Raw genomic sequence first — 23,006 nt, 5'->3', positions numbered from 1 at the left:
CCGCCTACCGCCTGCCGCCGAGCAGGCGCAGCAGCATCATGAACAGATTGAGGAAGTTGAGGTAGAGCGACAGTGCCGCGATCACCGACTTGCGGCCTGCCGTCGTCGCGTCGTCCCTGCTCTCGTACATCGCCTTGATCCGCTGCGTATCATAGGCCGTAAGTCCCGCAAAGACGCCAACGCCGACGATCGAGATCAACCAATCGAGCCCCGTCGACCTCAGGAAAATATTGACCAGGCTCGCGACGATGATGCCGATCAGGCCCATGAACAGGAAGCTGCCGACCGCGGACAGGTCGCGCCTCGTGGTGTAGCCGAAGACGCTGAGTGCCCCGAACATCGCGGCCGCGATGAAGAACACGCGCGTGATCGAGGCGCTGGTGTAGATGTGCAGCAACGTCGAGAGCGAGACGCCGACCAGCGCGGCATAGACGAAGAACAGAATGCGCGCCGTTTCCACCGACAGCGTATTGATGCGCGCCCCGATGAAGAACACCAGTCCGAGTGGCGCCAGGATGAAAACCCACATCAACGGGCTCTCGAGCAATGCGGGACCCATGAGCTGATACGTCAGCCACGCCACAATTGCAGTCAGGCCCACGCCCGCGGCCATATAATTGTAGATGCGCAGCATGTAGGCGCGCAATCCGGGATCGATCGCAAGCGCGCCGCCACCAGTGCCTGAGGCAGTCAGATTCGGATCATAATTCGACATCGCTTGCCTCCTTGGATTGGTTCACATGAACAAACCAAGCTAGCGGTCAGGCCCCTGCGGGGACATCGGATGATCACCCGAGCGCCGGAAGATATATCACCCTATCTCGGGATACCCGTATCCGCCAGAGCGACTTACCGAAACGTAACCTTGGGTTGCCCCCTGGCTTCTCATCCTTTTTGCCTGGACTCTTACACCTTTGTCACTGGAAGCTGGTCACGCACCGGCCTAATCCGTTCGCATGCGCTACTTCTTTCACATCGTCGACAAAAACGGCCTTTGTCCGGACGGAATTGGATGCGAGTGCGCCGACCATGACGCCGCCGTTCTGCACGCCAGGCATATCGCGACTGAACTCGCTAAGGCAGGCGAGTTGTTCCGCGCGAGCTTCGTGCTGGTCGCCCCGGCCGCTGCGCCCGGATCGGCAAGTCCTCATTAGAGGCGGTCGACCGATTTCCTGCCTCGCCCTCTACATAGAATCCCTGATGCGCCGACCGAGAAGCTGCCTCTAGTCTCGTAACCGAGGGTGGCCGGCCTACCCCGTTCAAATTCGACCCTTCCGCCCACCTCATCTCCGGGGTTGAGGGCTCGCCGCACGCGTCCGCGTCTATGCGTTGGCCGTCGGCGCTATCTCGATCTGAAGTGTTGTTGTGGGTCAGTTGGAGACAAACATGAATGTCCGGACCATTTGCGGTGCCTTGATCCTTGCCGGATCGATTGCGACCGCGCAGTCGACCAGTTCCCAGGCGCAGACGACCGATCCGGCCGCATCCGTGCCAAAGCAGGTCACGACACCTGCCCCAAGCACCGCCGCGCCAAATACGAATACGAACCCCACCAAGCATCGCTACTGGCGTCATCGCGGCGGCTCGCATCCCCATTATGGCAGCCGCCGTGTTCGCACCTGAGCCCCGGCGCGACAGTTCGTCATCGCAATCCGCCGCCGAGACACCCGATCGATGAGCGACGTGAGGACAGGACAAGAGCAACCGCGCGAGGTCGTGGTCCGTGAGCCTCCAGACCAGGGCATGACCGACAGGCGGCGCGGCTTTCTCGCAACGGGTCTCGCCCTGCTCGCCACTTGCGTTGCTCTCTTCCTCGTATGGCAAACCGCCTCGAGTCTTCTCATCATCTTCGCAGGCGTACTGTTTGCTGCCTTTCTGGATGCCGCCGCACGCGCACTGGCGCTACTAATTCCCCTCAATCGTGTCTGGCGGCTGACATTCGTGCTGCTGCTGCTCACCACCTTGGTCGGACTAGGCCTCGTCTGGGGAGGCGGCAAGCTGCCGGAGCAAACACGCATCCTGCTGAAGGTCATGGACACCCAGTTCGACGTCTTGCAGCAACGCCTTCTGACCTACGGCGTCGATCTGCTTGGTCCGGAATCGGGGCGCGATTTCGCGCAATGGCTGCTGTCCGATCAAGGCCGGTTCTTCAGCCACGCCCAGCTGGTCGTTGGCAGAGCGTCGAGCTTTCTGACCGGTGTGCTGGTGATCGCGTTCCTCGGTATCCTCTTCGCCTTTGATCCCACCAGCCATCGCGAGAGTCTGGTCATGCTGGCGAAGCCTTCCTATCGCGCCCGAACACGCGCCGTAATGAACGAGATGGGAAACGTCCTGCGGCTGTGGTTCGTCGGACAGCTGATCCGCATCATCCTAATGACACTGTGCGTGTGGGTCGCGCTCTATCTGATCGGGCTTCCCGGCCCCTTCGTGCTTGGGCTCCAGGCGGGCCTTTCCAACTTCGTTCCGTATCTGGGACCCATCCTTGCCGCGATCCCGATCGCGCTTGTCGCGATGCCGCTCGGCGCATCGCTGCTGATCTGGGCCGTCGTCATCTACACAATCATTCAATCGATCGAGGGCTATGTGATAGGCCCGTTGATCCAGCGCCAGGCGGTCGAAATTCCTCCCGCACGGACATTGGTCGCGATCGTACTGTTGGGCGCAATGCTAGGCGTGATGGGTATCGCACTCGCCATGCCGCTGGTCGCCGTCGGCCGGGTCGCGATCATTAGATTCTACGTCGAGGATTACCTCGGCGATAGCAGCGGTCGCATGTCCAACAAGGGACCATCGCAAATGGGCGCGCCATGAGCGAGATTCGAGCCGAACGGAACAATGGAATGGAGCCATCCCCGGCGCACGCGCGGATGACACATTTTCTGTGGCAGCAACTTCCCTACATCATCGCACTGGTGCTCGCCGTCGCGGGCGTCGCCTATACCAACGCCTCTCACCAGCCTCTCGTTGGCTATTGGGAATTTCTCGCGCTTGCCATCGGCGTTGTGTGCGTCATCAACAAATGGCCGGAGGTCGATGGCAAGGAGGCCCGGTGGCGACTGATCTGGACCCAGGCGCTGCACTGGGTTGCCGTCCTGGTCACGATGAACATCATGCTGGTGTCAGGCGTTCAGCAATTGTTGCCGACGCCGGCAACCAGCCTCGTCCTTCTCACGTTACTTGCGCTCGGCACCTTCCTCGCCGGCGTCAGTCTTCTGTCGCCGCAAATTGCCTTCCTCGGCCTTGCGATGGGCGTCACGGTTCCGGCGATATCCTGGTTACAGCAATCCATCATCTTCTTCCTGTTGGGCGCCGTCCTGCTGATCGGCCTCGGCATCACGTTCTGGCTTCGCCAGGATCGCAGCCCAGGGAGTTCGCCCACCGACACCGGAAGTCAAATGGAGGCCTGAATGCGCATTAACCTGCTTCTTGCGATCATCTCTGGATCCGCCTTGATGTGCGCCGACGCCCTGCCCGCACGCGCCGAGGCGTTCAGGGTCGGCCGTCTCATATGCACCAGCACTCCGCGCGTTGGGCTGGTGCTTGGCTCCGCGCAGGAGCTTCGTTGTATATTCATCACGAGACGCCCGGCCCGGCAGTACGTCTACGACGGACGGATCAGGCGCGTTGGTCTCGACATCGGCGTGACCAGCGCAGGAACCCTCTCATGGGCCGTCTTCGCCAGGAACTCGCGCGTCGGCCCCGGCACGCTGCGCGGGAACTACGTGGGGGCGAGCGGCAATGTCGCGTTCGGCCCCGGTCTCGGAGCGAACGTTCTGATCGGAGGCTCTCGCCGGACGATTACGCTCCAGCCTCTGTCGATCGAGCGATCGATCGGATTGAACCTTGCGGCGGGCGTTACGAACCTGACACTCGGCCCGCGCGGACCGGGATAGCGGCTTGTCCCGCCCCCCGGAGCAAGGAGCGGAAAATGGACCTTGCGGACGTCTCGGTCAGGATGCTGGCGGCGGGTTTCCTGACATTCATCGCTGGCGGCACGGGCTGGACACAGCCAGCGGCAGGCCCTCCGCCCGCTGTCGGCATCGTGGAAGCGATCAGACGACCGATCACCGAGACCAACGAATTTCTCGGGCGGATCGAGGCGGTCAATCGCGTCAATGTCGTGGCTCGCGTCACCGCATTCCTGGAGCAGCGGTTGTTCGTCGAGGGTGCCGAGCTCAAGAAGGGCGACCCGCTTTACCGGCTTGAGCGCGGTCCGTTCGAGGCCGATCTCGCGTCAAAGCAGGCGCAGGTGGCCCAGCTCCGAGCGATGCTCGAGAACGCCAAGCTGACGACCGACCGGGCGCGTACGCTGCTCAGCGGGCCGGCCGGTCAGCAATCGACCTACGACGCGGCGATCGCCAACCAACGCAGCCTGGAAGCCCAGGTCCAGGCCGCGCAGGCACAAGTCGATGCGTCACAGATCAACCTCGACTACACCATGATCAGCGCGCCGATCGACGGTAAGATCGGACGTACGGCCGTGACCGAAGGCAATGTCGTCGGTCCCAGCTCGGGCGTCCTGACCACGATCGTCAGCCAGGATCCGATGTACGTCACCTTCCCGGTGCCGTTGCGCCAGGGGCTCGAACTACGCGAACGCTATGGTCCGCAGGGAGGCTTGGAAGCCGTGGTGATCCGGCTGCGGCTGCCCAATGGCCGCATGTATGGCAAGTCCGGCAAGCTGGATTTTGTCGACAACACCATCGCCCAGAACACGGACACGATCACCGTGCGCGGCGAGATCGCCAACCCGATCCTGCGCGCGCCGTCCGCCGCGGGCGTAACCGTTCACGAACTGACTGACGGCGAGTTCGTCACGGTCTTGCTGGAAGGTGTCCAGCCCATCGAAGTGCTGGCGGTCCCGCGTTCGGCGGTGCTGTCCGACCAGCAGGGTGACTATGTCCTCGCCGTTGGCGCCGGCGATAAGGCCGAACAACGCCGCATCAAGCTGGGGCAATCGACGCCCACTATCGCCTCCGTCATCAGCGGCCTCGCGGCGGGCGACAAGGTCATCGTCGAAGGCCTGCAAAGAGTTCGTCCAGGTCAGGCGGTTTCTCCGGGCCCGGCGAGCGCGCTGATCCAGTCGAGCATGAAGGCCGGCACAGGCGACGCGCCTTCGCAGCCAGACCATGGCGGTTCAACTGATCCGCGCCCGGGGGACAAAAAGCCATGATGTCCGCCGTGTTCATCGATCGCCCGCGACTTGCGATGGTCGTGGCCTTCATCATCACCATTGCAGGTGCGCTCGCGCTGACACGGATCCCGGTGGCGCAATTTCCGGACATTGTGCCACCGCAGGTCACGGTTGCCGGGACCTTTCCCGGCGCATCTGCCGAGGTCGTGGAGGCCAGCGTCGCTCAACCGCTCGAAGCGCAAGTGATCGGCGTCGACCGAGCTCTCTATATGAAATCGACGAGCGGCAACGACGGCAGCTACACCCTGACGGTGTCATTTGCACTTGGCACCGATCCCGATATCAACACCGTCAATGTAAACAACCGGGTGCAGAGCGCGCTGTCGCAATTGCCCACCGAGGTGCAGCAGCAGGGCGTGACCGTGCAAAAGAAATCGTCGGCGATCCTGCAATTTCTGGTGCTTTACAGTGCCGACGGCCAGCAAGATCCGCTGTTCATCACCAACTACGCGATCATCAACATACTCGATGCGATCTCCAGCACGCCCGGTGTCGGCCAAGCTCACCTGTTCGCCAAGATGAACTACTCGATGCGGATTTGGTTCGATACGCAGCGGCTGACCAGCCTCAATCTCACGCCCTCGGACGTGATCGCGGCAATTCGAACGCAAAGCGTCCAGGCGCCGGTCGGCCGCATCGGCGCGCGTCCAATCAGCGACGACCAGCAATTCCAGTTCAACGTCCAGACCCTGGGACGGCTCGCGACGGTCGACCAGTTCGCCAATATCGTGCTGCGCGCCAACCCGGATGGTTCGACGCTGCTCGTCAAGGACGTCGCCCGGGTCGAGATTGGCGCGCAGAACCTCGACAGCGAAGCGCGGATCGACGGGCGCGCCGCGGTGCCTCTCGCGATCTATCTGGCGCCGGGCGCCAATGCGGTGACGACGGCGCAGGCGGTCGCGGCGACGATGCAGCGGCTATCGAAGCGATTCCCGACGGGGTTGAGCTATCTCGTGCAGTACGATTCCACGAGCTTCGTACGGGACACCATCTCGGAGGTTCTGCGGACACTGGGAGAGGCCTTCGTCCTGGTCGTGATCGTGGTTTATTTGTTCCTCGGTAATCTTCGGGCCACGGTGATACCAGCCATTGCCGTACCGGTCAGCCTGGTCGGCACCTTCGCGGTGCTGCTGATGCTTGGCTATTCCGCGAATACCGTGTCACTGCTCGCGATGGTGCTCGCCATCGGCATCGTCGTGGATGACGCCATCGTCGTCGTGGAGAACGTCGAGCGAGTGATGGAGGAGGAACCGGATCTTTCGCCAGTCGAGGCAAGCAAGAAGGCGATGACGCAGATCACGGCACCGATCATCGCGATCACGTTGGTGCTGCTCTCCGTCTTTGTTCCGATCGCCTTCATTCCCGGCATTTCCGGCACGCTGTTTCGGCAATTTGCGGTGACGATCAGCGCCGCCATGATGATTTCGTCACTGAATGCGCTGACCTTGTCGCCCGCCTTGTGCGCGCTGTTCCTGCGGCATACTGGACCCCGGCGCGGCATGATCGGCCACGTTCTTGGCGGCATTGACTGGATCCGCGATCGCTATAGCAGCGGCGTACGACGGCTGCTGCGCGTGGCCAGTCTCTCCCTCATCCTGGTGGCCGTGTTCGCAGCCGGCATTTTCGGGATGTCGCACCTGACGCCGACAGGGTTCCTCCCCGAGGAAGACCAGGGCGCTTTCTTCACTTCGGTGCAGTTGCCGGACGGTGCATCCGTTGCGCGGACCAGTGAAGTCACCAAACAGATCGAGGACGTCCTGAAGGAGATGCCGGCCGTCGACCATGTTCTGGCCATCATCGGTTTCTCCCTGCTTGACGGGGCGTCCGAGCCCAACAGCGCGCTGGTGGTGACGCGCCTCAAGCCGTTTGCCGATCGCAAGGCGGCCGCGGATTCGGTGCAGGCGCTGATCCGGCAGACTTACGCAGCCGGCGCGCAAATCCGGCAGGCCAATGTACTGCCGTTCAATATGCCGCCGATCATCGGACTCTCCACCTCAGGCGGGTTCGAGTACCAGCTCCAGGCGCTGGAAGGACAGAACCCCGCCGCGATCTCCAGTGTCACGGGTGCGTTGATCGGAGCGGCCAATGCCGATCCGCGGCTGACGCGAGTGTTCTCGACCTTCACCGCGACCAATCCATCGATCTATCTCGACATCGATCGACGTAAGGCGCAGGCGCTTGGCGTGACCATCAGCGATATCTTCACGGCCCTTCAGGCGACGCTTGGCGGCATCTACGTCAACAATTTCAACCTCTATGGACGTACCTGGCAGGTCAATGTGCAGGGGGAGGCGCTCGATCGCGCCGACCTTTCCGATATCTGGCGCATCTATGTCCGCAATAGCACGGGTCAGATGGTTCCGATGCGGTCGCTCGCCGGCATCAAGATCGTAACCGGGCCTCAGGTCATTACCCGCTACAACAATTATCGTTCAGTGACGGTGAACGGCAGCCCGGCGCCAGGCGTCTCGTCCGGCACCGCGATGGCAGCGATGGCAGAGATCTCCAACAACGTGCTGCCTGCAGGTTACAGTTTCGAGTGGACCGGCACCGCCTATCAGGAGCAACAGGCAGCAGGACAAACCGGGGTGGTGCTCGCGCTCGCCGTGCTGTTCGCCTATCTGTTCCTGGTGGCGCTGTATGAGAGCACGGTGATCCCGATCCCGGTGCTGCTCTCCGTCGTTGTCGGCGTTCTAGGCTCATATATCGGCATTAAAATCGCCGGCCTCAATCTCGATCTGTACGGCCAGATTGGCCTCGTGGTGCTGATCGCGCTTGCCGCCAAGAACGGCATCCTGATCGTGGAATTCGCGAAGGAACGACGGGAAGCCGGCACAGAGCTTGCGGAGGCCGCGATCCAGGGGGCGCATATGCGGTTCCGCGCGGTGATGATGACCTCGGTTGCCTTCATTCTCGGACTCCTCCCGCTCGTACTCGCAACCGGCGCCGCCGAGCTGAGCCGCAGGGCGGTCGGGACCGCTGTCTTTGCCGGCATGCTCGCCGCAAGCTCAATCGGGATTTTTATGGTGCCGATGCTCTACGTCACGTTTCAGCGCCTGCGCGAGCGTGCGAAGGCACGACCGGTCCCGGCGCGAACCACATGACCCGAGTATCCAGGACGGCGGGAATACGCCGAGCCTGTTGCTCAGGGTTTCGTTGGATGCCGGCGTTGCCGTTCCCCGCTACCGTAGTCCGTACTTGAAACTGCGTGACAAGAAGAGAGGAGAAGAACAATGAACGCTCCCACACGTCGTGCCTTCCTTGGTTTTGCGCAGGGCGCCGTCGCCGCCGCAGCTGTCGGCGCAATCGGCGTTCGTTTCATTGCGTCAGCGGAGGCAATACCGGTCGCCGCAAATCTGGGACGGGCCGCGATAACCACGGATATCGCAACGCAGGCGCAGTGGGGTCCTCCGCATGGCCCCGGTTGGGGGCGGTCGCGACCGCGCAGGCGCCGTTGGGTTTGCTGGTGGCATCGCGGTCGCCGCCATTGCGGGTGGCGGTGGAGGTGACCGTCCGCGATCCCTTTGCGGACGGGAAAGGACAGAGCTGCGCTCCGCAGCGATCAGCTCTGCTTCACCGCCGCGATCGGTTGCGAAGCGCGGCGGGCCGGCAGCCGCTGATTTCGTTCACTCTTCAATCAATTTAGCTCTGATCGCGTAGCGGACCAGTCCAGCTATCGAATTGACCCCCAGTTTTCCCATGGCCGACGCCCGATGCGTTTCCGTGGTCTTCACGCTTGAGCTCAGCATCGCGCTGATACCCTTGTTGCTGTACCCCTCGGCCACAAGCTTGACAACGAGCCGCTCTCGCGGAGACAGCTTCACATGCCCCTCGCCAGCTTCGTCTTCTCGACCCGACTGACCACAAAATCGTCCGCCAACGAATGGCTTACGTGCCATTAGCGCTTCAACGGCAGCCAACAGCAGCTTGTTTGCGTCCGACTTGACCAGGAACGCGCGCGCACCCGCCTGAAGCGCCTCTTGAGCCAGCACTCCGGACTCGTGCGCGGTAAAGATCAGCACCTCAGTTTCGCGGAGATGTTTTTTTATTCCTCGAGTTATTTCCAGTCCCGTCATGCGCGGCATGAAGAAGTCGACGATCGCAACATCGGGCCGCTCTTTGAGAGCGGCCTCAAATGCCGATCTTCCGTCGGACGCCTCGGCGACAATCATCCAACCCGGCCGCTGCTCGAGGACCGCCCGTAGCCCGGATCGAACAGCATCATGATCATCAGCAATGAGAATTCGTTTCATGAGAGGGCCGCCTCGATGATCTTGTCGCAAGAGAACCTGGACGAGCTATGGGCGCTGCGTTTCAGCAGCATCTCCAACCGGGCCATCTCACTCGCGCGCAAGAGCGCATGGAAAGGTCGCACGCAGGATGGTTCCGCGCCGCAGCGTTGTGGGTGCCGATAATATCTCAAGCTGCCCTCCCATCTCTTGCAATCGAGCTCGCATGATACGGATTCCCGCTCCGGGTGCCCACGGACGAAAGCGGCATGCACCATCTGCAGCGACCATGCCTTGTCCGTCGTCTCGAACCTCGAGCTTGAACTTCCTGTCCCTCACCCCGATAGTTATGGCGACCTGTGTCGCCTTGGCGTGGCGGTAAACGTTCGTCAGGGCCTCCTGAACAATTCTCAGCAACGCTCGCTGCGCCCCGTATGGCAGGCCGTCGACCGCGGACGATATCGACACCTCAATATTCAGCGGCGTTCGGGCTGCGAGGCCTTCTGCGAATTGCTCGATTGTCGTCCTGAGCCCTCGTTCAAACAGGTCCTGAGGGTGAAGCAGATATGTGAGAGACCGCAATTCCTTCATAGCGCGATCGATCGAGATGTCGAGCTGATCGCAATGTCTCGTCGCCTTCAGAGGATCGCCTAGCGCACTCCTTACTTGCATCAGAATGAGGCTCGCCGCCACCAGATGCTGGCACGTTGAATCGTGAAGCTCCGAAGCAATTTGACGATGAACTTCTTCCTGCAGAGCGAGCCGTTCGGAATTCGCCTTGCGCGCACGCCTCGATCCTCCGGAGGCATTTCGAACATGTCGGCTGACCGGTGTCTCCTGAAGGGACATGATACACTCGCCTTCCTGCAGTGCTAACTTTCGCACCGCTAGTTTCCTGGCATATGCAGACAACTCTCCGATAAATTTAGCCTACCGCCGCGACACACCGACCACGCAATCAGTATAAGCCACTACGTAGAAATCCTCTAGGCAGCCAATCCCCGTCGTGTGCCGAGCATCCCAAATTTGGCGCGATGCTCCCTGATTCAAATCAAGGAGCTACAGGTAAGGAGCAGCATGCGGGTCGGCGAAAACGCGATTATGAAGACGCGTCCGTCAATCTGCGCGCTGTGTCATCGCCCGCTTGACGGCGGCGGCAGCAATCGAGCGGCCCGGCGAGGGTGTTGCGCCGCAGAACAGTCCGCCGCTGTTTAGGTAAGACGTCTTTCCATATTCCGCCCGGGCCACCTCTTTGAAATTCCGTAATTCGGAAATCAACAGAGGCATCGTCGGCTTGTCTTTCGGCGTCGCATCGATCCCCGGATCCATCGCGGCGTTCTATTCGGAGCTGTTCGACACGCGGATCCGCTACACTGGTCTCGTCTTCGCAAAAGAAGTCAGCGGCGCTGTCGTCGGCGGCTTTACGCCACTGATTTCGACGCTGCTGGTGCAGTGGAGTGGCGACGCGAGCTGGCCAGTCTCGGTCTACATGTCAGTCACGGCGCTGGCAGCGTTTTTGTGCGCCTATCTCGCCAGGGACATCCTCGACGTTGGCCAGCGAAACGTCACAACTGCGACGAAACGCGACGCTCTTGTGGGCGTGCGACAAGTCATGGACGATACTGGCCACCATGCGAGATGGCGAGCGCGATGGTGATGCGAACCAGCAAGAACATCTCGCGAACATCGCCAAGTCGACGCACGGTGCGATGTCCGACCACCAAAAGCGTCGCACGATACGCGCTTTGCTCTGTCGCCTGAAATGGAAAAACCCCGCGCTAATAGGGCTTTCGATATGGTGGGCGCACCAGGGCTCGAACCTGGGACCCGCTGATTAAGAGTCTCATTCTCTAAAAGAGATTTCAGGCACTTAGCTGTAAAAGGCAACCAAAACAGCACTAGCAAAATCAATACGTTATGGCCGAAATGTAAATCGCTTGATCGCGCGCCCAGCACGCGCGCCCCTTGCGTCCCGAACGTAAGTAGCAACCGAAAAGTTCAACAAAAACAGTGAACTTCGCTCCTGGTTGACCACCTCTATCGCTGTTTGTTGAGGGCGGTTCGGTGGTCAATCGGTGGTCAGCTAACTGGGCAAGTCTCGGCGCTGTGGCTTCGCGGCACTATGAAGGCATGGAGTCATTAGCCGCCTTCGCGCCTCCACCTGCCCCTCATATTCGTCGCACTACTAACGACAACGGCCCCTGCGTAACCAGCCTTAACGCAGGTGCGTCAACGACTAGCGTCGGGGGTTCGAGTCAAGGGACCGCTACCGCCTTTCCACACACGACGCAAATCTGCGATATTCGCTCCGATCGTCCGCCTGAACCCGGCAGCTCGTCGAACGGTAGGCTCAAGTCGGGGACCCACAGCAGCCCCCCAGATGCAGTCGCCTATTGAGAGGATGGTGCGACTCGGCTGGAACGTATTCCCGCCGCCGTCGCCGGCGTGTCCCGCACCAGCAGCGCGCGGGTTGCCGCCGTCACATCGGGCTGGCGCATCAGGCTCTCGCCGACCAGAAAGGTCGACATTCCCACACGCTCGAGCCTGGTCAGATCGTCCGGCGTGAAGATGCCGCTTTCCCCGACCATCAGCCGCTCCTCCGGGATAAGCGGCGCTAGCGCCTCGCTGGTCGCGAGCGTGGTCTCGAAGGTACGGAGATTGCGATTGTTGACGCCGACCATCGGCGAGCGGAGTTTCAGCGCCCGCTCGAGTTCGGCTCGGTCGTGGATCTCGACCAGCACATCCATCTGAAGCGCGATGGCGGCGTCCTCAATATCTTTGGCGGCGGCGTCATCGAGCGCGGCCATGATGATCAGGATGCAGTCCGCACCGTGAGCGCGGGCTTCGACGACCTGATAGGTGTCGAACATGAAATCCTTGCGCAGCACCGGCAGATTGGTCGCCGCGCGCGCCGCGACCATGAAGTCGAGATGCCCCTGGAACGACGGAGTATCGGTCAGCACCGAGAGGCAGGCCGCGCCCCCGGCCTCGTACGCCTTTGCCAGGGCCGGCGGATCGAAATCGGCGCGGATGAGGCCCTTCGATGGCGAAGCCTTCTTGATCTCAGCAATCAGCGCATAGTCACCGCCGCCATGCTTTTCCTTGATCGCACGGACGAAGCCGCGCGGTGGCGCCGCCGCCTTGGCGCGTGCATCGATGCTCGCGAAAGAATGAGCACGCTTGGAGGCGGCGATCTCCTCGCGCTTATAGGCTTCGATTTTCTTCAAGATGTCTGACATCATCGACCTGTTCGTGGACTTACCTGTCATTCGACCATCTGCGCTGTTTCGACGGATCGGTACAAATCAATCATTATCGACGCTTACTCACTTCCTCTTTATTAGCCCTTCGCGTTGGTACGCATGCGCGAGCTCGTTCAAAACGCTCGCGCCGCCGATCAATGCGCCAAATGCGCGCGTCAGTTTCGCTCTTGGAAGCAATTGTCGAACCTGAATGAGCCCGCGCCCGCTCGCCGCGCAGTGCGATGCCTTTTGCGGACAGCACCATCGCAGCAGTATTCCCCGCTGCTATGGAAACCATACATGCCGGCTATTGGAAGATTTCGTCCCGCGCTGCGATCAATGGGCGTCGCTATCGGAGATTCATCGAGTAACGCCCCGCGCAACCTCAATCCGTCGCATCTGCCGGAATAGGCCGCATCGGGCGACTTGATCCTGTCGAGGACGACCAATGCGTGGGTGCTCGTCCACTCACTCCTCACTCCCAACGCGCTCAGGAGGCACGCATGGCATTCACGTTGAAAATCAACGGTACACCCCATGAAGTCGATGTCGACGGTGACGTTCCATTGCTGTGGGTGCTGCGCGATGTGCTCGGCATGACCGGAACCAAGTTCGGCTGCGGCCAGGCGCTGTGCGGCGCCTGCACTGTGCATGTCGACGGCCAGCCGGTCCGCTCCTGTCAGACAACGATCGACAGCATTGGGGACAGCGCGGTCACCACGATCGAGGCGATCGGCCAGACGCCGCAGGGCGCAGCCGTACAGAAGGCATGGTTGGAGCTCGAGGTGGTGCAGTGCGGTTACTGCCAATCCGGCCAGATCATGTCGGCGGCGGCGCTCCTGAAAGACATGCCGAAGCCGACGGATGGCGACATCAACGCCGCCATGTCGGGGAATGTCTGCCGATGCGGCACCTATCAGCGCATCCGCGCCGCGATCAGGCTGGCTGCTGGAATTTGAGATCATGAATGGACCAATTTTGAGGGAGCAGGTCGCCGAAGAAACAGGCGTGTCACGGCGCGCCTTCCTTCAGGGCACAGGTTTGCTGCTCGGCTTTTCGCTGACCGGCGCCAGCACGAGCTCCGTCTTCGCGGCGTCCACTTCGCAGGTGCAGGTGGTCGAAAACGAGGTCACGGGTACTTTCGCGCCGAATGGATTTATACGGATCAATCCAACGGGCGCCGTGACGCTGGTCATGCCGATGGTCGAGATGGGACAGGGGGTCTACACGTCGCTCTCGATGCTTCTCGCTGAAGAACTGGAGGTGACGCTTGACCAAATTCAGGTTCAGCATGCGCCGCCAAATCACGCGCTTTACGTCAACTCGATCATAGGCATTCAAAATACAGGTGGTTCCGCCTCTGTCCGAGCGTTCTGGACACCGCTGCGTCAGGCAGGCGCAGTAGGTCGCAGTCTGCTGATCGGGGCAGCCGCAAAGCGCTGGAATGTCGATCCGGCGACTTGCCGCGCCAAGGACGGCATCGTCTTCGATGCGTCAGGCGCAAAGCATCTAAGCTACGGCGAACTTGCGACGGCCGCGGCGAAATTGCCCGTGCCGCCGGCGGCAAACGTCAAATTGAAGGATCCGAAGGATTTCACCTTGATCGGTACGCGTGCCAGGCGCGTGGATTCATCGATAAAGGTCGATGGGCGCGCGCTCTACGGCATCGATACGCGACTGCCGGGTATGAAGGTTGCAGCGGTTGCTATTTCGCCCGTGCTCGGTGGCAAAGCGAAAAAGGTGGACGAGAAAGCCGCGCTGGCGGTGAAGGGCGTCCGGCAGGTGGTCAACATCGATGAAGCCGTTGCCGTGGTGGCGGATCACATGGGTGCGGCGAAGAAGGGGCTCGAGGCCGCCGCCATCACGTGGGACGATGGGCCCAACGGCAAGGTCAGCAACGCCGATATCGTCAAGCAGTTGGAGGAGGAGTCCAAGAAACCAGGGGCGGTTGCCCGTAACGATGGTGATGCAGAGGAGGCCCTTGCTGTCGCGGCGCAACGAGTTGACGCGATCTATCAGGTGCCTTTCCTAGCCCATGCGGCGATGGAGCCGATGAACTGCACAGTCCACCTGCGGAAGGATCGCTGCGATATCTGGGTCGGGACGCAGGCGCCTACGATCACGCAGTCTCTGGTGGCCGCACTCACCGGCCTGCCAAAGGACGCAATCAAAATTTACAATCATCTTATTGGCGGTGGCTTCGGCCGAAGGCTGGAGGCCGATGGCACGGTGCTGGCCGTCAAGATCGCCAAGCACGTCGATGGCCCGGTGAAGGTGATCTGGAGCCGCGAGGAAGATATCCAGCACGATATGTATCGGCCGTACTATCTCGATAGGCTGTCGGCCGGACTTGACGCGGCCGGCAAGCCGGTTGCATGGACGCATCGGATCGCCGGCTCCTCAGTCATGGCTCGCTATTATCCCCCTTACGTCAAGGACGGATTGGACCCCGATGCCGTCGAAGCGGCGGCCGAGCCGCCCTATGCGCTGCCCAATATCCACGTCGACTTTGTCCGGGTCGAGCCCCCTGGTGTCCGGACGTCTTGGTGGCGCGGCGTCGGACCGACACACAATGTTTTTGTGGTCGAAAGCTTCATAGATGAGCTCGCTCACGCCGCGAAGCAGGATCCCGTCACTTACCGCAAGGGATTGCTTGGCCACAATCCGCGAGCACTCGCTGTTTTATCGCTTGCGGCAGAAAAAGCGGGGTGGGCATCCCCCCTTCCCGCGCGGCATGGCCGCGGAATTTCAGTGCAATTCGCATACGGAAGTTACACGTCGCAGGTCGCCGAGGTCGAAGTAGCGGCCGATGGCTCCGTCAAAGTCAAGCGGATCGTCTGTGCGCTCGACTGCGGAATGTACGTTAATCCAGATACAATCGAAGCGCAGGTTCAGGGTGGCACGCTTTTCGGCCTCACCGCCGCGCTCCATGGGTCAATCACCTTCAAGGATGGTCGGGTCGAGCAGAGCAATTTTGACAGCTATCTGCCGATGCGTATCGACGAGGTACCGGTGGTGGAGACACACTTGATCAAGAACGCGGAGGCTCCGGGTGGCGTTGGTGAAGCCCCGACGGCCATTGTCAGTGCTGCCGTGACCAATGCGATCTTCGCCGCAACAGGCAAGCGTGTGCGCAGCCTGCCGATCGATACGAATTCGTTGAAGTCGTCGTCTTAATCCTTCCCGATATCCCGCGCGCGTCGTAGCGCGCACGGGATGACGGTCGGGAACTAAAGTCCCGGAGCATAATGGCTATTGGAACATTCGCGTTCTCCGCAAATCCAAATTTCGCCTAATGGCGAGAGGCGAGGTTCAGTGGTACGAACGGCATGGCGACGCCCCCGCCGATCCTCGGAGAACAGATTTCGGAGCAATATCGGTGCTGGTAGCCGTTAGCAGGAGCCACCACAGTCATGCATAATTCGAAATCGATTCCAAAACAGGCTCTCGTCGGGCAGAACGTTTCACCGCCCGCGGGCGCCACTGTCAAATTGTCTACAACAGACCTCAACAATTTAATGCAGGCGCTCGACATAGATGTCATCGCCATGACCGAGATTTTGGTGCCGCGAGGCCATCGAGTCGAATTTGGGACGATTGACGTACCCGGGATCCACTACAACTTGAGTGGCATGGGACGTCTATCAATTGATGGCGGGCCGACGATACCGTTGAGCCCTCATTTACTCATCATCGTGCCGCCAAACACTCCGCTCATGATCGAGGTTGACGGTGGAAGTAGCCCTCCGAAGCTCATTTCGAGAGACTGCTGGACTCGTCAAGAAGGCATCCTCCGCGTCGCAGTGCCGAAAGAGCAACCAGAAATCGTCCAGATATGCGGCTTTTTTAACGCATCCTTTGGTCAGTCTGTGAGGCTGTTCGGAGAACTCCGCGAACCGGTCATCGAGCAATTCGAGCCGGCGGACAGGATTGATCTCAAGCTTCGCGAAGCAATGAACGAGTTGTTACAGCAAGAGGTCGGCGTTGGAGCCATGACAGCTTCTCTGCTCAGGCAGATCGTTGTCTCGTTGGTACGACGGTCGCTCAAGTCATCCCGACGGTGGACTGAACGGTTCTCGATACTTGCCGACAGGCAGGTCACTCGTGCGTTTGCAGATATGGTGGCGCGGCCAGGAGCCGCCCATTCAGTTCAAAGCTTGGCACACAGTGCCGGATTGAGTCGTTCGGCGTTCATGGCGCGCTTCTCGGACATTTTTGGACAATCCCCGATGGCTGTCTTACGACACTTAAGAATGCGCCAGGCCGCGATCGATTTGACGACAACGACGATGTCGATCGACGCAGTGGCTCTTAATGCGGGGTACGAGAGCCGTTCGAGTTTTGTGCGGGCTTTTCGAAAGGCGTACAATCGAGATCCGAGCGACCATCGGCGGATCGCCAAGGAGGGCGAAGTACGGAAGGATATTTGAGAACGGGGGGCGATCCGCTCGTAGGCGTTATGCGCTCTACGATGGACACCCTAAGCATCGCGCTTTCTGTACGATAAGCAAGGTCCACCGGTCCCCCCACGACATCTAAAGGCTCTGCGGCCGGACAGGTCGGCCTGGTTTTGCCGATTCCGACCGTGATTCAATGAGTTTCGCTGGCGAGGCGACCGCCAAGCGCAGTTGGCCTGCTCGCACGACAGCCTGCGAATACTGAAAAGACGGACCGGATCTCTTCGGCCACGCAACATGTGTGCGCCTTCGTCGCGAAACGCAGTGGCGAGTTCCGCGCTCCCTTCCGCAGACAATGCATCCATGAATTCGCCGGTGACGAGCACCGAAGCCTCCAATACCCGGCAATGGGCTTCAACCCGACTAGCGACATTCACGGTGTCACCGATCAGGGTGAATTCCAATTTCTTTTCATTGCCAACGTCTCCATAGATGACTTCGCCGTAATGGATACCGACGGCAATACGGAGCGACTGGTCTCTTGCCTCAATGCGTCGGTTCCAAGAATCGACGGATTTGATGAGCTCGATCGCACACTCCGCAGCGTTGGTGGCGTCGCGCAGGCTGGTCAACGGCGGGCCGAAAAAGGCCATCAACCCATCACCCATGAACTTGTCGATCGAACCCTGATGGGAGAACACCACGTCACTGAACATACGCAAGTGGTGTCGCAGCGTCTGGACGACTACATCCGGAGGCCTGTTGGATGAGAAGTCAGTGAACCCGACGATGTCGACAAACAGGACTGCTGCACGTTGACAACGCGTAAACGAAAGAGGGGTCCGCGCCTTGATGAGCTGTTCAGCGATGCTTGGCGGGAAGAAGCGCGCCAGGTTCATACGTTCGCGCTCTGCTTTCTTGACGCGCTGGTTGGCGGAAAGTCTATGGAGCACAAGCATTGTCGTGACCAAGAGCGCGATCAGGCTAACACTGGATCGCAACGCTGCGATCCCGTTGGGGACGAAGCCGTGCGTAAGAATATAGCTGAGGATGGTAAGCAGTGCGCAGACTAAGCCGACGACGACAGCGCCTCCGCGATCGAGATCCTGGGCAGCTACCAACAACATACAGCGAGGCGACCGCGAACTGCAGTGATGACAAGGTATCGACCAGAAAGATGCCGATCGCGAGTACGGCTGCAGGAGCCAGGTACCTGAACCTTTCTATACGCATTGGACGCTCATGGCCGGTGTCAGCTCCCGCGCGGCTTCCCGGCCGGCGTGGGCCGGAGGCCGGCCTCGCCTGCTCGCGCCAGAACACCTCAGGTGCGTTTCAGATCCTCGACCAGCATCGTCGCAGCGTGGCGCGCAAGCGCCTGGGTCGGAGCGTTGGTATTGCCGCTGGTTATGTTCGGCATGATCGAGGCATCGATTACCCGCAGGCCGTCGACGCCGCGGACCCTGAGCCTCGCGTCAACCACCGCTCGTGCATCCTGGCCCATCCGGCAGGTGCCGACCGGGTGCCACATTGTCGTCACGACGCGCTTCACCCATTCGCGGATCTCCGCATCCGACTGGATGTGCAGGCCGGGATCCATCTCTTCCTCGATCACCGGCGCCAACGACTCCTGGGCGATGACCTTGCGGATCGCGCGTACTGATTCCACCGCGGCCCTCAGGTCTTCCTCTTCGCCAACGAAATTCGGGTTGATGAGGGGCATTGACGTCGGGTCACTGTCGGCCAACCGCACCCAGCCGCGGCTCTTAGGCTGAAGCACCACGAGTTCGAAAGTGATGCCCGAGCGGTCGCCCGCCGGGCCGAGTTGCTCGTTCAAGACGATCGGAGCGTGATAGCATTGGATCGTAGGCTCGCCGGCGAAATCAGATGGATTCCAGTGTGTCACCGTCTCGATGCCATTACCCGACGCCGGGCCGTCCTTCGTGACGAGATAGCGCAGGCCCGCCTTCACGCTGCCGAGGCCCTGCGCGGCAGCCTGATAGCCGAGATCACCCTTTACATAGACACGGACCGGTACCATCGGGTGATCCTGGAGATTTTCGCCCACCTCCGGAGAGTTGACGATCACCGCGATACCGTGCTGGCGCAGCTGCTCGGCTGGACCGATACCAGAGTGCATGAGGATCGTCGGGCTGTGGACGGCGCCAGCCGACAGCACAACTTCGTTCGCCATGATCCTCTTCAAGCTCGTGTCCATGAACTCAACGCCCACAGCCCGCTTGTTTTCGACGAGGACGCGAACGACGGTCTTGCCGGTGAGCAGGACCACGCGGCCCGAAGTGAGGTGCGGACGCAGATAAGCGTCGACCGCGCTGCATCGGCGCTGGTCTCCGACCGTCGACTGCACCGGCGAGACGCCGATCTGACTCTTGCCGTTATAGTCGGGATTATAGGGAATCCCATATTCCTGGAATGCCTTGAGGCAATATTGGTTCAGCTTATTGATGCCCTTGGGCAACTGGACCGCCAGGCCACCATCTATGCCGTGATACTCGTCGTGGAAGGTGTCGTTGTCCTCCTGCGCCATGAAGACGGGAAGCAGGTCTTCATACGACCATTTTCCGGTGTCGCCGACCGCGTCCTGCCACGCGGTGAAATCGCGAATCTGACCACGCACGTAGCACATCGCATTGATCGAGGAGCCGCCGCCGAGTACCTTGCCTGAACGATATGCTCGCTTCGTCCCGTGCTGGGGAACCGTCTCGTATTTCCAGACATGCCGGTCGTGGGCCAGAAGTTTGGCGAAGCCCGCTGGGATGTGGATGAACGGATCGCGATCCATGTCGCCCGCCTCGATTAACGCGATCGACGCATCGGTGTGTTCGGCAAGATAACTCGCAACGACGCAACCGGCTGCGCCTGCACCAACAATGACAATATCGTAGGCTTCGTGGGACATCAGTGTCGTTTTTCTTTCACAGAATTTGGATCGTTCAATCAGCGTCCATCGCTGATGTGGCGCTATCGCAGCTCCTGATCCCGAGATTGATCGGACCATGCCTTTGGAGAGTGATCCTGCAACGCCGGCGGGGGAAATCACCTATCGCCATAGAGTCGATAGGCGATCGTTATTGTCGCTCCCCCGAGGTCCTATGGACGGCTGCAGACGAACATTGGCGACGTCTCGACGACGCCATCGCAGCTTTCAGCCGGCTGCGCGCCTGCCCAATTCCGGACGAATCGCAACTGGCTTCTCAGGCGCGTTCAGGACTGACGTCGTGAACAGGACAGCCGCAGCGAGGACCCAGTAGTACCAGGCGTCGAGCCCTGTGAATTTGAAGGCAAACGGTGCGATGACAAAGACCACCCCGACGGCCCGATCGACCCAAAGGTGCAGCCAGTAGGGAATGATGTGGACGATCCCGGTGGGATGGTCGGTCAGGGAGGCCAAGAGCAGCGCGGCCACACCGGCGACGACCGAAAGCTCGACTGCAACCGGTCCGCTTTGACCGAGCCCCAGCACGAACGGTGCGGCGATCAAGACGAACGCGACAGGATAGTCAATCAGGTAGGCGTGGATAGACTTGGTGATGAAGCGAAACGACATCGGAGACTCCTCTGGTCGATTATTTGAGCGGGTCCTTGCGACGCGGAAAGTGCATCCACCCAAGAGAGAGATTACGCAATCCTGTGCCAGCAAGCACTCCGGCACGGGCCAATCCGGTTAGACAAGCAATAGGCGTAGGCCGGCACGTCAACCATTGGAAATGCCCGGTCGTTATCGTTTCCATTCCAGTCGTCGGGCGCCACGGAAGCGGGTAACCGTGGCGCGTCGACCGCGAGTCCGACGGTGGTGGCTCAGTGTCCGGCTGTCGAGGTCAGGGACAGCTTGGGAAGGCAGCATTGTTCGCGTAGCGCATTTGGATGGCTTTTGAACCAACCGCAGTGAACGCATGCGCCGCATGTTCTTCCGGGCGCTGGACGCATTCGACGATTTCACGCCGTCCGAGTGACGACCGACCAATCGCGAAGGCGAGCGAACTTGACGAACGCATCCAGCGCCGGCGAGTAGCAGCGCCCCTGCACTGCCAGTAGCCGCACCTCCCGCGAAACCAGGTCGCCTTCGAGCGGGATGGTCTTGAGCGTCGGAAGGTGCGGCATGTGCTCGGGCGCGAGTATCACGCCGAAGCCAGCGGCGGCCATGTGCTGCAAGTGCAAGTCATGACCGCTGCAGTGGCCGAGGTGGAGCGGTTCCTCGGGGAAATACGACCGTTGGATCTTCGGAGTGATGTCGCATCCGGCGCGTTCCAGCAAGATGGTCTCACGGAGGTCGTCGATGCCGATCGAGGGACGGTTTGCGAGCCGGTGTGTCGGCGCGAGAACCGCGACGTAGCGCTCCTCGAACAGCGACCAGTCGTCGATGCGGGCGGGCACGTCCTGCACGTCGCCGACCATTGCGGCATTGATCTCCCCCTCGAGCAAGAGGTCGACGAGCTTCTCCGTCACATCCTCACGCAACTCTACGTGAAGTCCGGGAACGAACTTTGCGATCTCGGCGATCGGATCGAGGACGAGCGAGGCCGAGATGGATGGGGCGAGGCCGATCTTCAGTGGCGCGACTTCCTTGCGTTGGAACTCCTGGGCTCGGCGACGCACCGCCTCTGCCGAGGCCAGTGTGCGCTCCAGCATCGGAAGGACCTCTTTTCCAAGGTCGGTGAGCTGCGTCAACTGGCGTTCGCGGTAGATCAATTGGCCGCCGAGCTCCTGCTCGAGTTTCTGCACCGCCTTGGTCAGAGCGGGCTGCGTAACGTTGCACTGCTCGGCCGCGCGGGTGAAGTTGAGCGTGGACGCGACGGCGAGGAAGTAGCGAACCTGATGAAGCTCCATGGGCTGCTATGTTCTCCGTCAAGGTGCGGCTGTCTCTACCGACAGGCCTTGCGTCGCCCTGCCCGGATTCGGGCGCTCGTGGTCGTTCACCAAGAGGGGGAAGGCGAACTCGGTGACCGTCAACGGCCGCATTTTGACGGATAGGGGCGCCTCGGTCGACTACGCGGAGGTGTGATGAGGTTCGCTTGTCGCTGCTTGTGCTAAGCGATCGCTTAGAAGTGAGAACGTAAACCTCGCGCCCCGAATCCGTTGGCCGGATCGGCCCCTAAAGGAGAGGATCAGCGGCGCGGCGAAATGAGGTGGACGCGATTTGCGAGTAGACGGCACCCTCGCACGGAAGTGCTGATGGCACGCCTTTCAGGCTCAGAAGTTCTGCAGCTGCAGTAGTTTTATATTGAGGCAGTCCGCCATCCGGGTGAGTTCCGGGACCGAACGCGCTTTCATCTTCCGCATCAGGTTAGTGCGATGCACTTTCACCGTGGACTCGGCGATGCCGATATCGTTGGCAATCTGCTTGTTCAGGCGACCAGCCACGACATGGAGCATGACCTCAGTCTCGCGGGGGCTGAGCGTGTCGAGGCGCCGCCTTATTGCAGCCACCACCCTGTCACTCTCACGTCGGGCACGATCGCGAGTGAGTCCGGCATCGATGGCGTCAAGCAGATCCTGATCTCGGAATGGCTTTGTAAGGAACTCTATCGCACCGCTCTTCATTGCTTGCACAGTCATCGGCACGTCGGCGTAGGCTGTGATAAAGATGATAGGCACTTGCCTGTTTGCGGCGACAAGTTCGCTCTGAAGATCGAGACCGCTTCGCCCCGGCATTCTTACGTCGAGCACCAGGCAAGTAGGACCATCCGGCGGATCGGCCTCGAGAAAATCGGGAACAGACGAAAATTGTCGGGCATCCAAGCCGACTGTCCGCAACAGTCGCGCGACCGAATCGCGAAATTCGGGATCATCATCGATAACCAAGACACTGGGATTTGCCTCACCCATTCCCGGTATCCTGCGTTGGGGAAGCGCATTCTTGCCTAGTCCGGCACACCCTACGCACAATCTATCGAGATGAACAGAATATTTTGCCTGAGCGGATAGC

General features: G+C 60.6%; 20 protein-coding genes. 11 read left to right on the top strand and 9 right to left on the bottom strand.

Features of this window, described 5'->3' with window-relative positions:
• Window positions 1-4: 4 nt before the first annotated feature.
• Window positions 5-715, bottom strand: coding sequence for a Bax inhibitor-1/YccA family protein (locus AB7531_RS11195; RefSeq protein WP_063981774.1), 711 nt, complete (start codon window positions 713-715; stop codon window positions 5-7).
• Between the two features lie 241 nt (window positions 716-956).
• Between AB7531_RS11195 and AB7531_RS11190 the strand changes: the two genes are divergently transcribed.
• From AB7531_RS11190 to AB7531_RS11160, 7 genes are all read left to right on the top strand, one after another.
• Window positions 957-1,154, top strand: coding sequence for a DUF6894 family protein (locus AB7531_RS11190; protein WP_063981773.1), 198 nt, complete (start codon window positions 957-959; stop codon window positions 1,152-1,154).
• Between the two features lie 232 nt (window positions 1,155-1,386).
• A complete protein-coding gene (locus AB7531_RS11185) occupies window positions 1,387-1,623 on the top strand; it encodes a hypothetical protein (RefSeq protein ID WP_071911297.1) in 237 nt (78 codons plus the stop codon).
• A 51-nt stretch (window positions 1,624-1,674) separates the two neighbouring features.
• On the top strand, window positions 1,675-2,811 hold the full coding sequence (locus AB7531_RS11180; protein WP_441279954.1) for an AI-2E family transporter: 1,137 nt from the start codon (window positions 1,675-1,677) through the stop codon (window positions 2,809-2,811).
• A complete protein-coding gene (locus tag AB7531_RS11175; RefSeq protein WP_063981771.1) occupies window positions 2,808-3,407 on the top strand; it encodes a hypothetical protein in 600 nt (199 codons plus the stop codon). Before AB7531_RS11180 ends, AB7531_RS11175 begins: the two co-directional genes overlap by 4 nt.
• A complete protein-coding gene (locus tag AB7531_RS11170; RefSeq protein WP_063981770.1) occupies window positions 3,408-3,893 on the top strand; it encodes a DUF992 domain-containing protein in 486 nt (161 codons plus the stop codon).
• Window positions 3,894-3,928: 35 nt separating this feature from the next.
• The gene (locus AB7531_RS11165; protein WP_063981769.1) at window positions 3,929-5,173 is read left to right on the top strand and encodes an efflux RND transporter periplasmic adaptor subunit; all 1,245 of its coding nucleotides are present in this window, start codon (window positions 3,929-3,931) and stop codon (window positions 5,171-5,173) included.
• Window positions 5,170-8,298: an efflux RND transporter permease subunit gene (locus tag AB7531_RS11160; protein ID WP_063981768.1), complete on the top strand. Its 3,129-nt coding sequence runs from the start codon at window positions 5,170-5,172 to the stop codon at window positions 8,296-8,298. The genes AB7531_RS11165 and AB7531_RS11160 overlap by 4 nt, the downstream gene beginning before the upstream one ends.
• Before the next feature lie 522 nt (window positions 8,299-8,820).
• On the opposite strand, the gene AB7531_RS11155 is transcribed toward AB7531_RS11160, so the two are convergent.
• Both AB7531_RS11155 and AB7531_RS11150 read right to left on the bottom strand, forming a co-directional pair.
• Entirely contained in the window at window positions 8,821-9,447 is a 627-nt protein-coding gene (locus AB7531_RS11155) for a response regulator (RefSeq protein WP_063981767.1), read from the bottom strand.
• 87 nt (window positions 9,448-9,534) lie between these two features.
• Window positions 9,535-10,272: a sensor histidine kinase gene (locus AB7531_RS11150; RefSeq protein ID WP_441279953.1), complete on the bottom strand. Its 738-nt coding sequence runs from the start codon at window positions 10,270-10,272 to the stop codon at window positions 9,535-9,537.
• A 403-nt stretch (window positions 10,273-10,675) separates the two neighbouring features.
• Here AB7531_RS11150 and AB7531_RS11145 point away from each other — a divergent pair, with 403 nt between their 5' ends.
• Window positions 10,676-11,080: a hypothetical protein gene (locus AB7531_RS11145; RefSeq protein WP_063981765.1), complete on the top strand. Its 405-nt coding sequence runs from the start codon at window positions 10,676-10,678 to the stop codon at window positions 11,078-11,080.
• Window positions 11,081-11,813: 733 nt separating this feature from the next.
• Here the strand turns inward: AB7531_RS11145 and trpC are convergent.
• Window positions 11,814-12,662 carry an indole-3-glycerol phosphate synthase TrpC gene (trpC, locus tag AB7531_RS11140; protein WP_063986175.1) on the bottom strand — a complete coding sequence of 283 codons (849 nt, stop codon included), beginning with the start codon at window positions 12,660-12,662 and terminating at the stop codon, window positions 11,814-11,816.
• 506 nt (window positions 12,663-13,168) lie between these two features.
• Between trpC and AB7531_RS11135 the strand changes: the two genes are divergently transcribed.
• The 3 genes from AB7531_RS11135 to AB7531_RS11125 all read left to right on the top strand — a co-directional run bounded on the left by AB7531_RS11135 (window position 13,169) and on the right by AB7531_RS11125 (window position 17,095).
• Entirely contained in the window at window positions 13,169-13,624 is a 456-nt protein-coding gene (locus AB7531_RS11135) for a (2Fe-2S)-binding protein (protein WP_063981764.1), read from the top strand.
• Window positions 13,625-13,628: 4 nt separating this feature from the next.
• Complete coding sequence (locus AB7531_RS11130) at window positions 13,629-15,842, top strand: xanthine dehydrogenase family protein molybdopterin-binding subunit (protein WP_063981763.1); 2,214 nt, start codon at window positions 13,629-13,631, stop codon at window positions 15,840-15,842.
• A 236-nt stretch (window positions 15,843-16,078) separates the two neighbouring features.
• Window positions 16,079-17,095 carry a helix-turn-helix transcriptional regulator gene (locus AB7531_RS11125; protein ID WP_063981762.1) on the top strand — a complete coding sequence of 339 codons (1,017 nt, stop codon included), beginning with the start codon at window positions 16,079-16,081 and terminating at the stop codon, window positions 17,093-17,095.
• Window positions 17,096-17,145: 50 nt separating this feature from the next.
• Here AB7531_RS11125 and AB7531_RS11120 read toward each other — a convergent pair whose 3' ends face one another.
• The 5 genes from AB7531_RS11120 to AB7531_RS11100 form a co-directional block, all read right to left on the bottom strand.
• Window positions 17,146-18,189 carry an adenylate/guanylate cyclase domain-containing protein gene (locus tag AB7531_RS11120; RefSeq protein ID WP_441279952.1) on the bottom strand — a complete coding sequence of 348 codons (1,044 nt, stop codon included), beginning with the start codon at window positions 18,187-18,189 and terminating at the stop codon, window positions 17,146-17,148.
• A gap of 194 nt (window positions 18,190-18,383) precedes the next feature.
• The gene (locus tag AB7531_RS11115; RefSeq protein ID WP_441256233.1) at window positions 18,384-19,979 is read right to left on the bottom strand and encodes a GMC family oxidoreductase; all 1,596 of its coding nucleotides are present in this window, start codon (window positions 19,977-19,979) and stop codon (window positions 18,384-18,386) included.
• 246 nt (window positions 19,980-20,225) lie between these two features.
• The gene (locus AB7531_RS11110) at window positions 20,226-20,627 is read right to left on the bottom strand and encodes an SPW repeat domain-containing protein (RefSeq protein WP_063981759.1); all 402 of its coding nucleotides are present in this window, start codon (window positions 20,625-20,627) and stop codon (window positions 20,226-20,228) included.
• 389 nt (window positions 20,628-21,016) lie between these two features.
• Window positions 21,017-21,907, bottom strand: coding sequence for a LysR family transcriptional regulator (locus AB7531_RS11105; protein ID WP_063981758.1), 891 nt, complete (start codon window positions 21,905-21,907; stop codon window positions 21,017-21,019).
• Window positions 21,908-22,270: 363 nt separating this feature from the next.
• A complete protein-coding gene (locus tag AB7531_RS11100) occupies window positions 22,271-22,906 on the bottom strand; it encodes a response regulator transcription factor (RefSeq protein WP_063981757.1) in 636 nt (211 codons plus the stop codon).
• Between the last annotated feature and the right edge of the window lie 100 nt (window positions 22,907-23,006).

Origin of the sequence: Bradyrhizobium sp. 63_E2_N1_3 (assembly GCF_052076005.1) — a bacterium.
In the GTDB taxonomy this organism is placed as follows: domain Bacteria; phylum Pseudomonadota; class Alphaproteobacteria; order Rhizobiales; family Xanthobacteraceae; genus Bradyrhizobium; species Bradyrhizobium barranii.
This window is presented reverse-complemented; position numbering and strand designations above follow the sequence as displayed.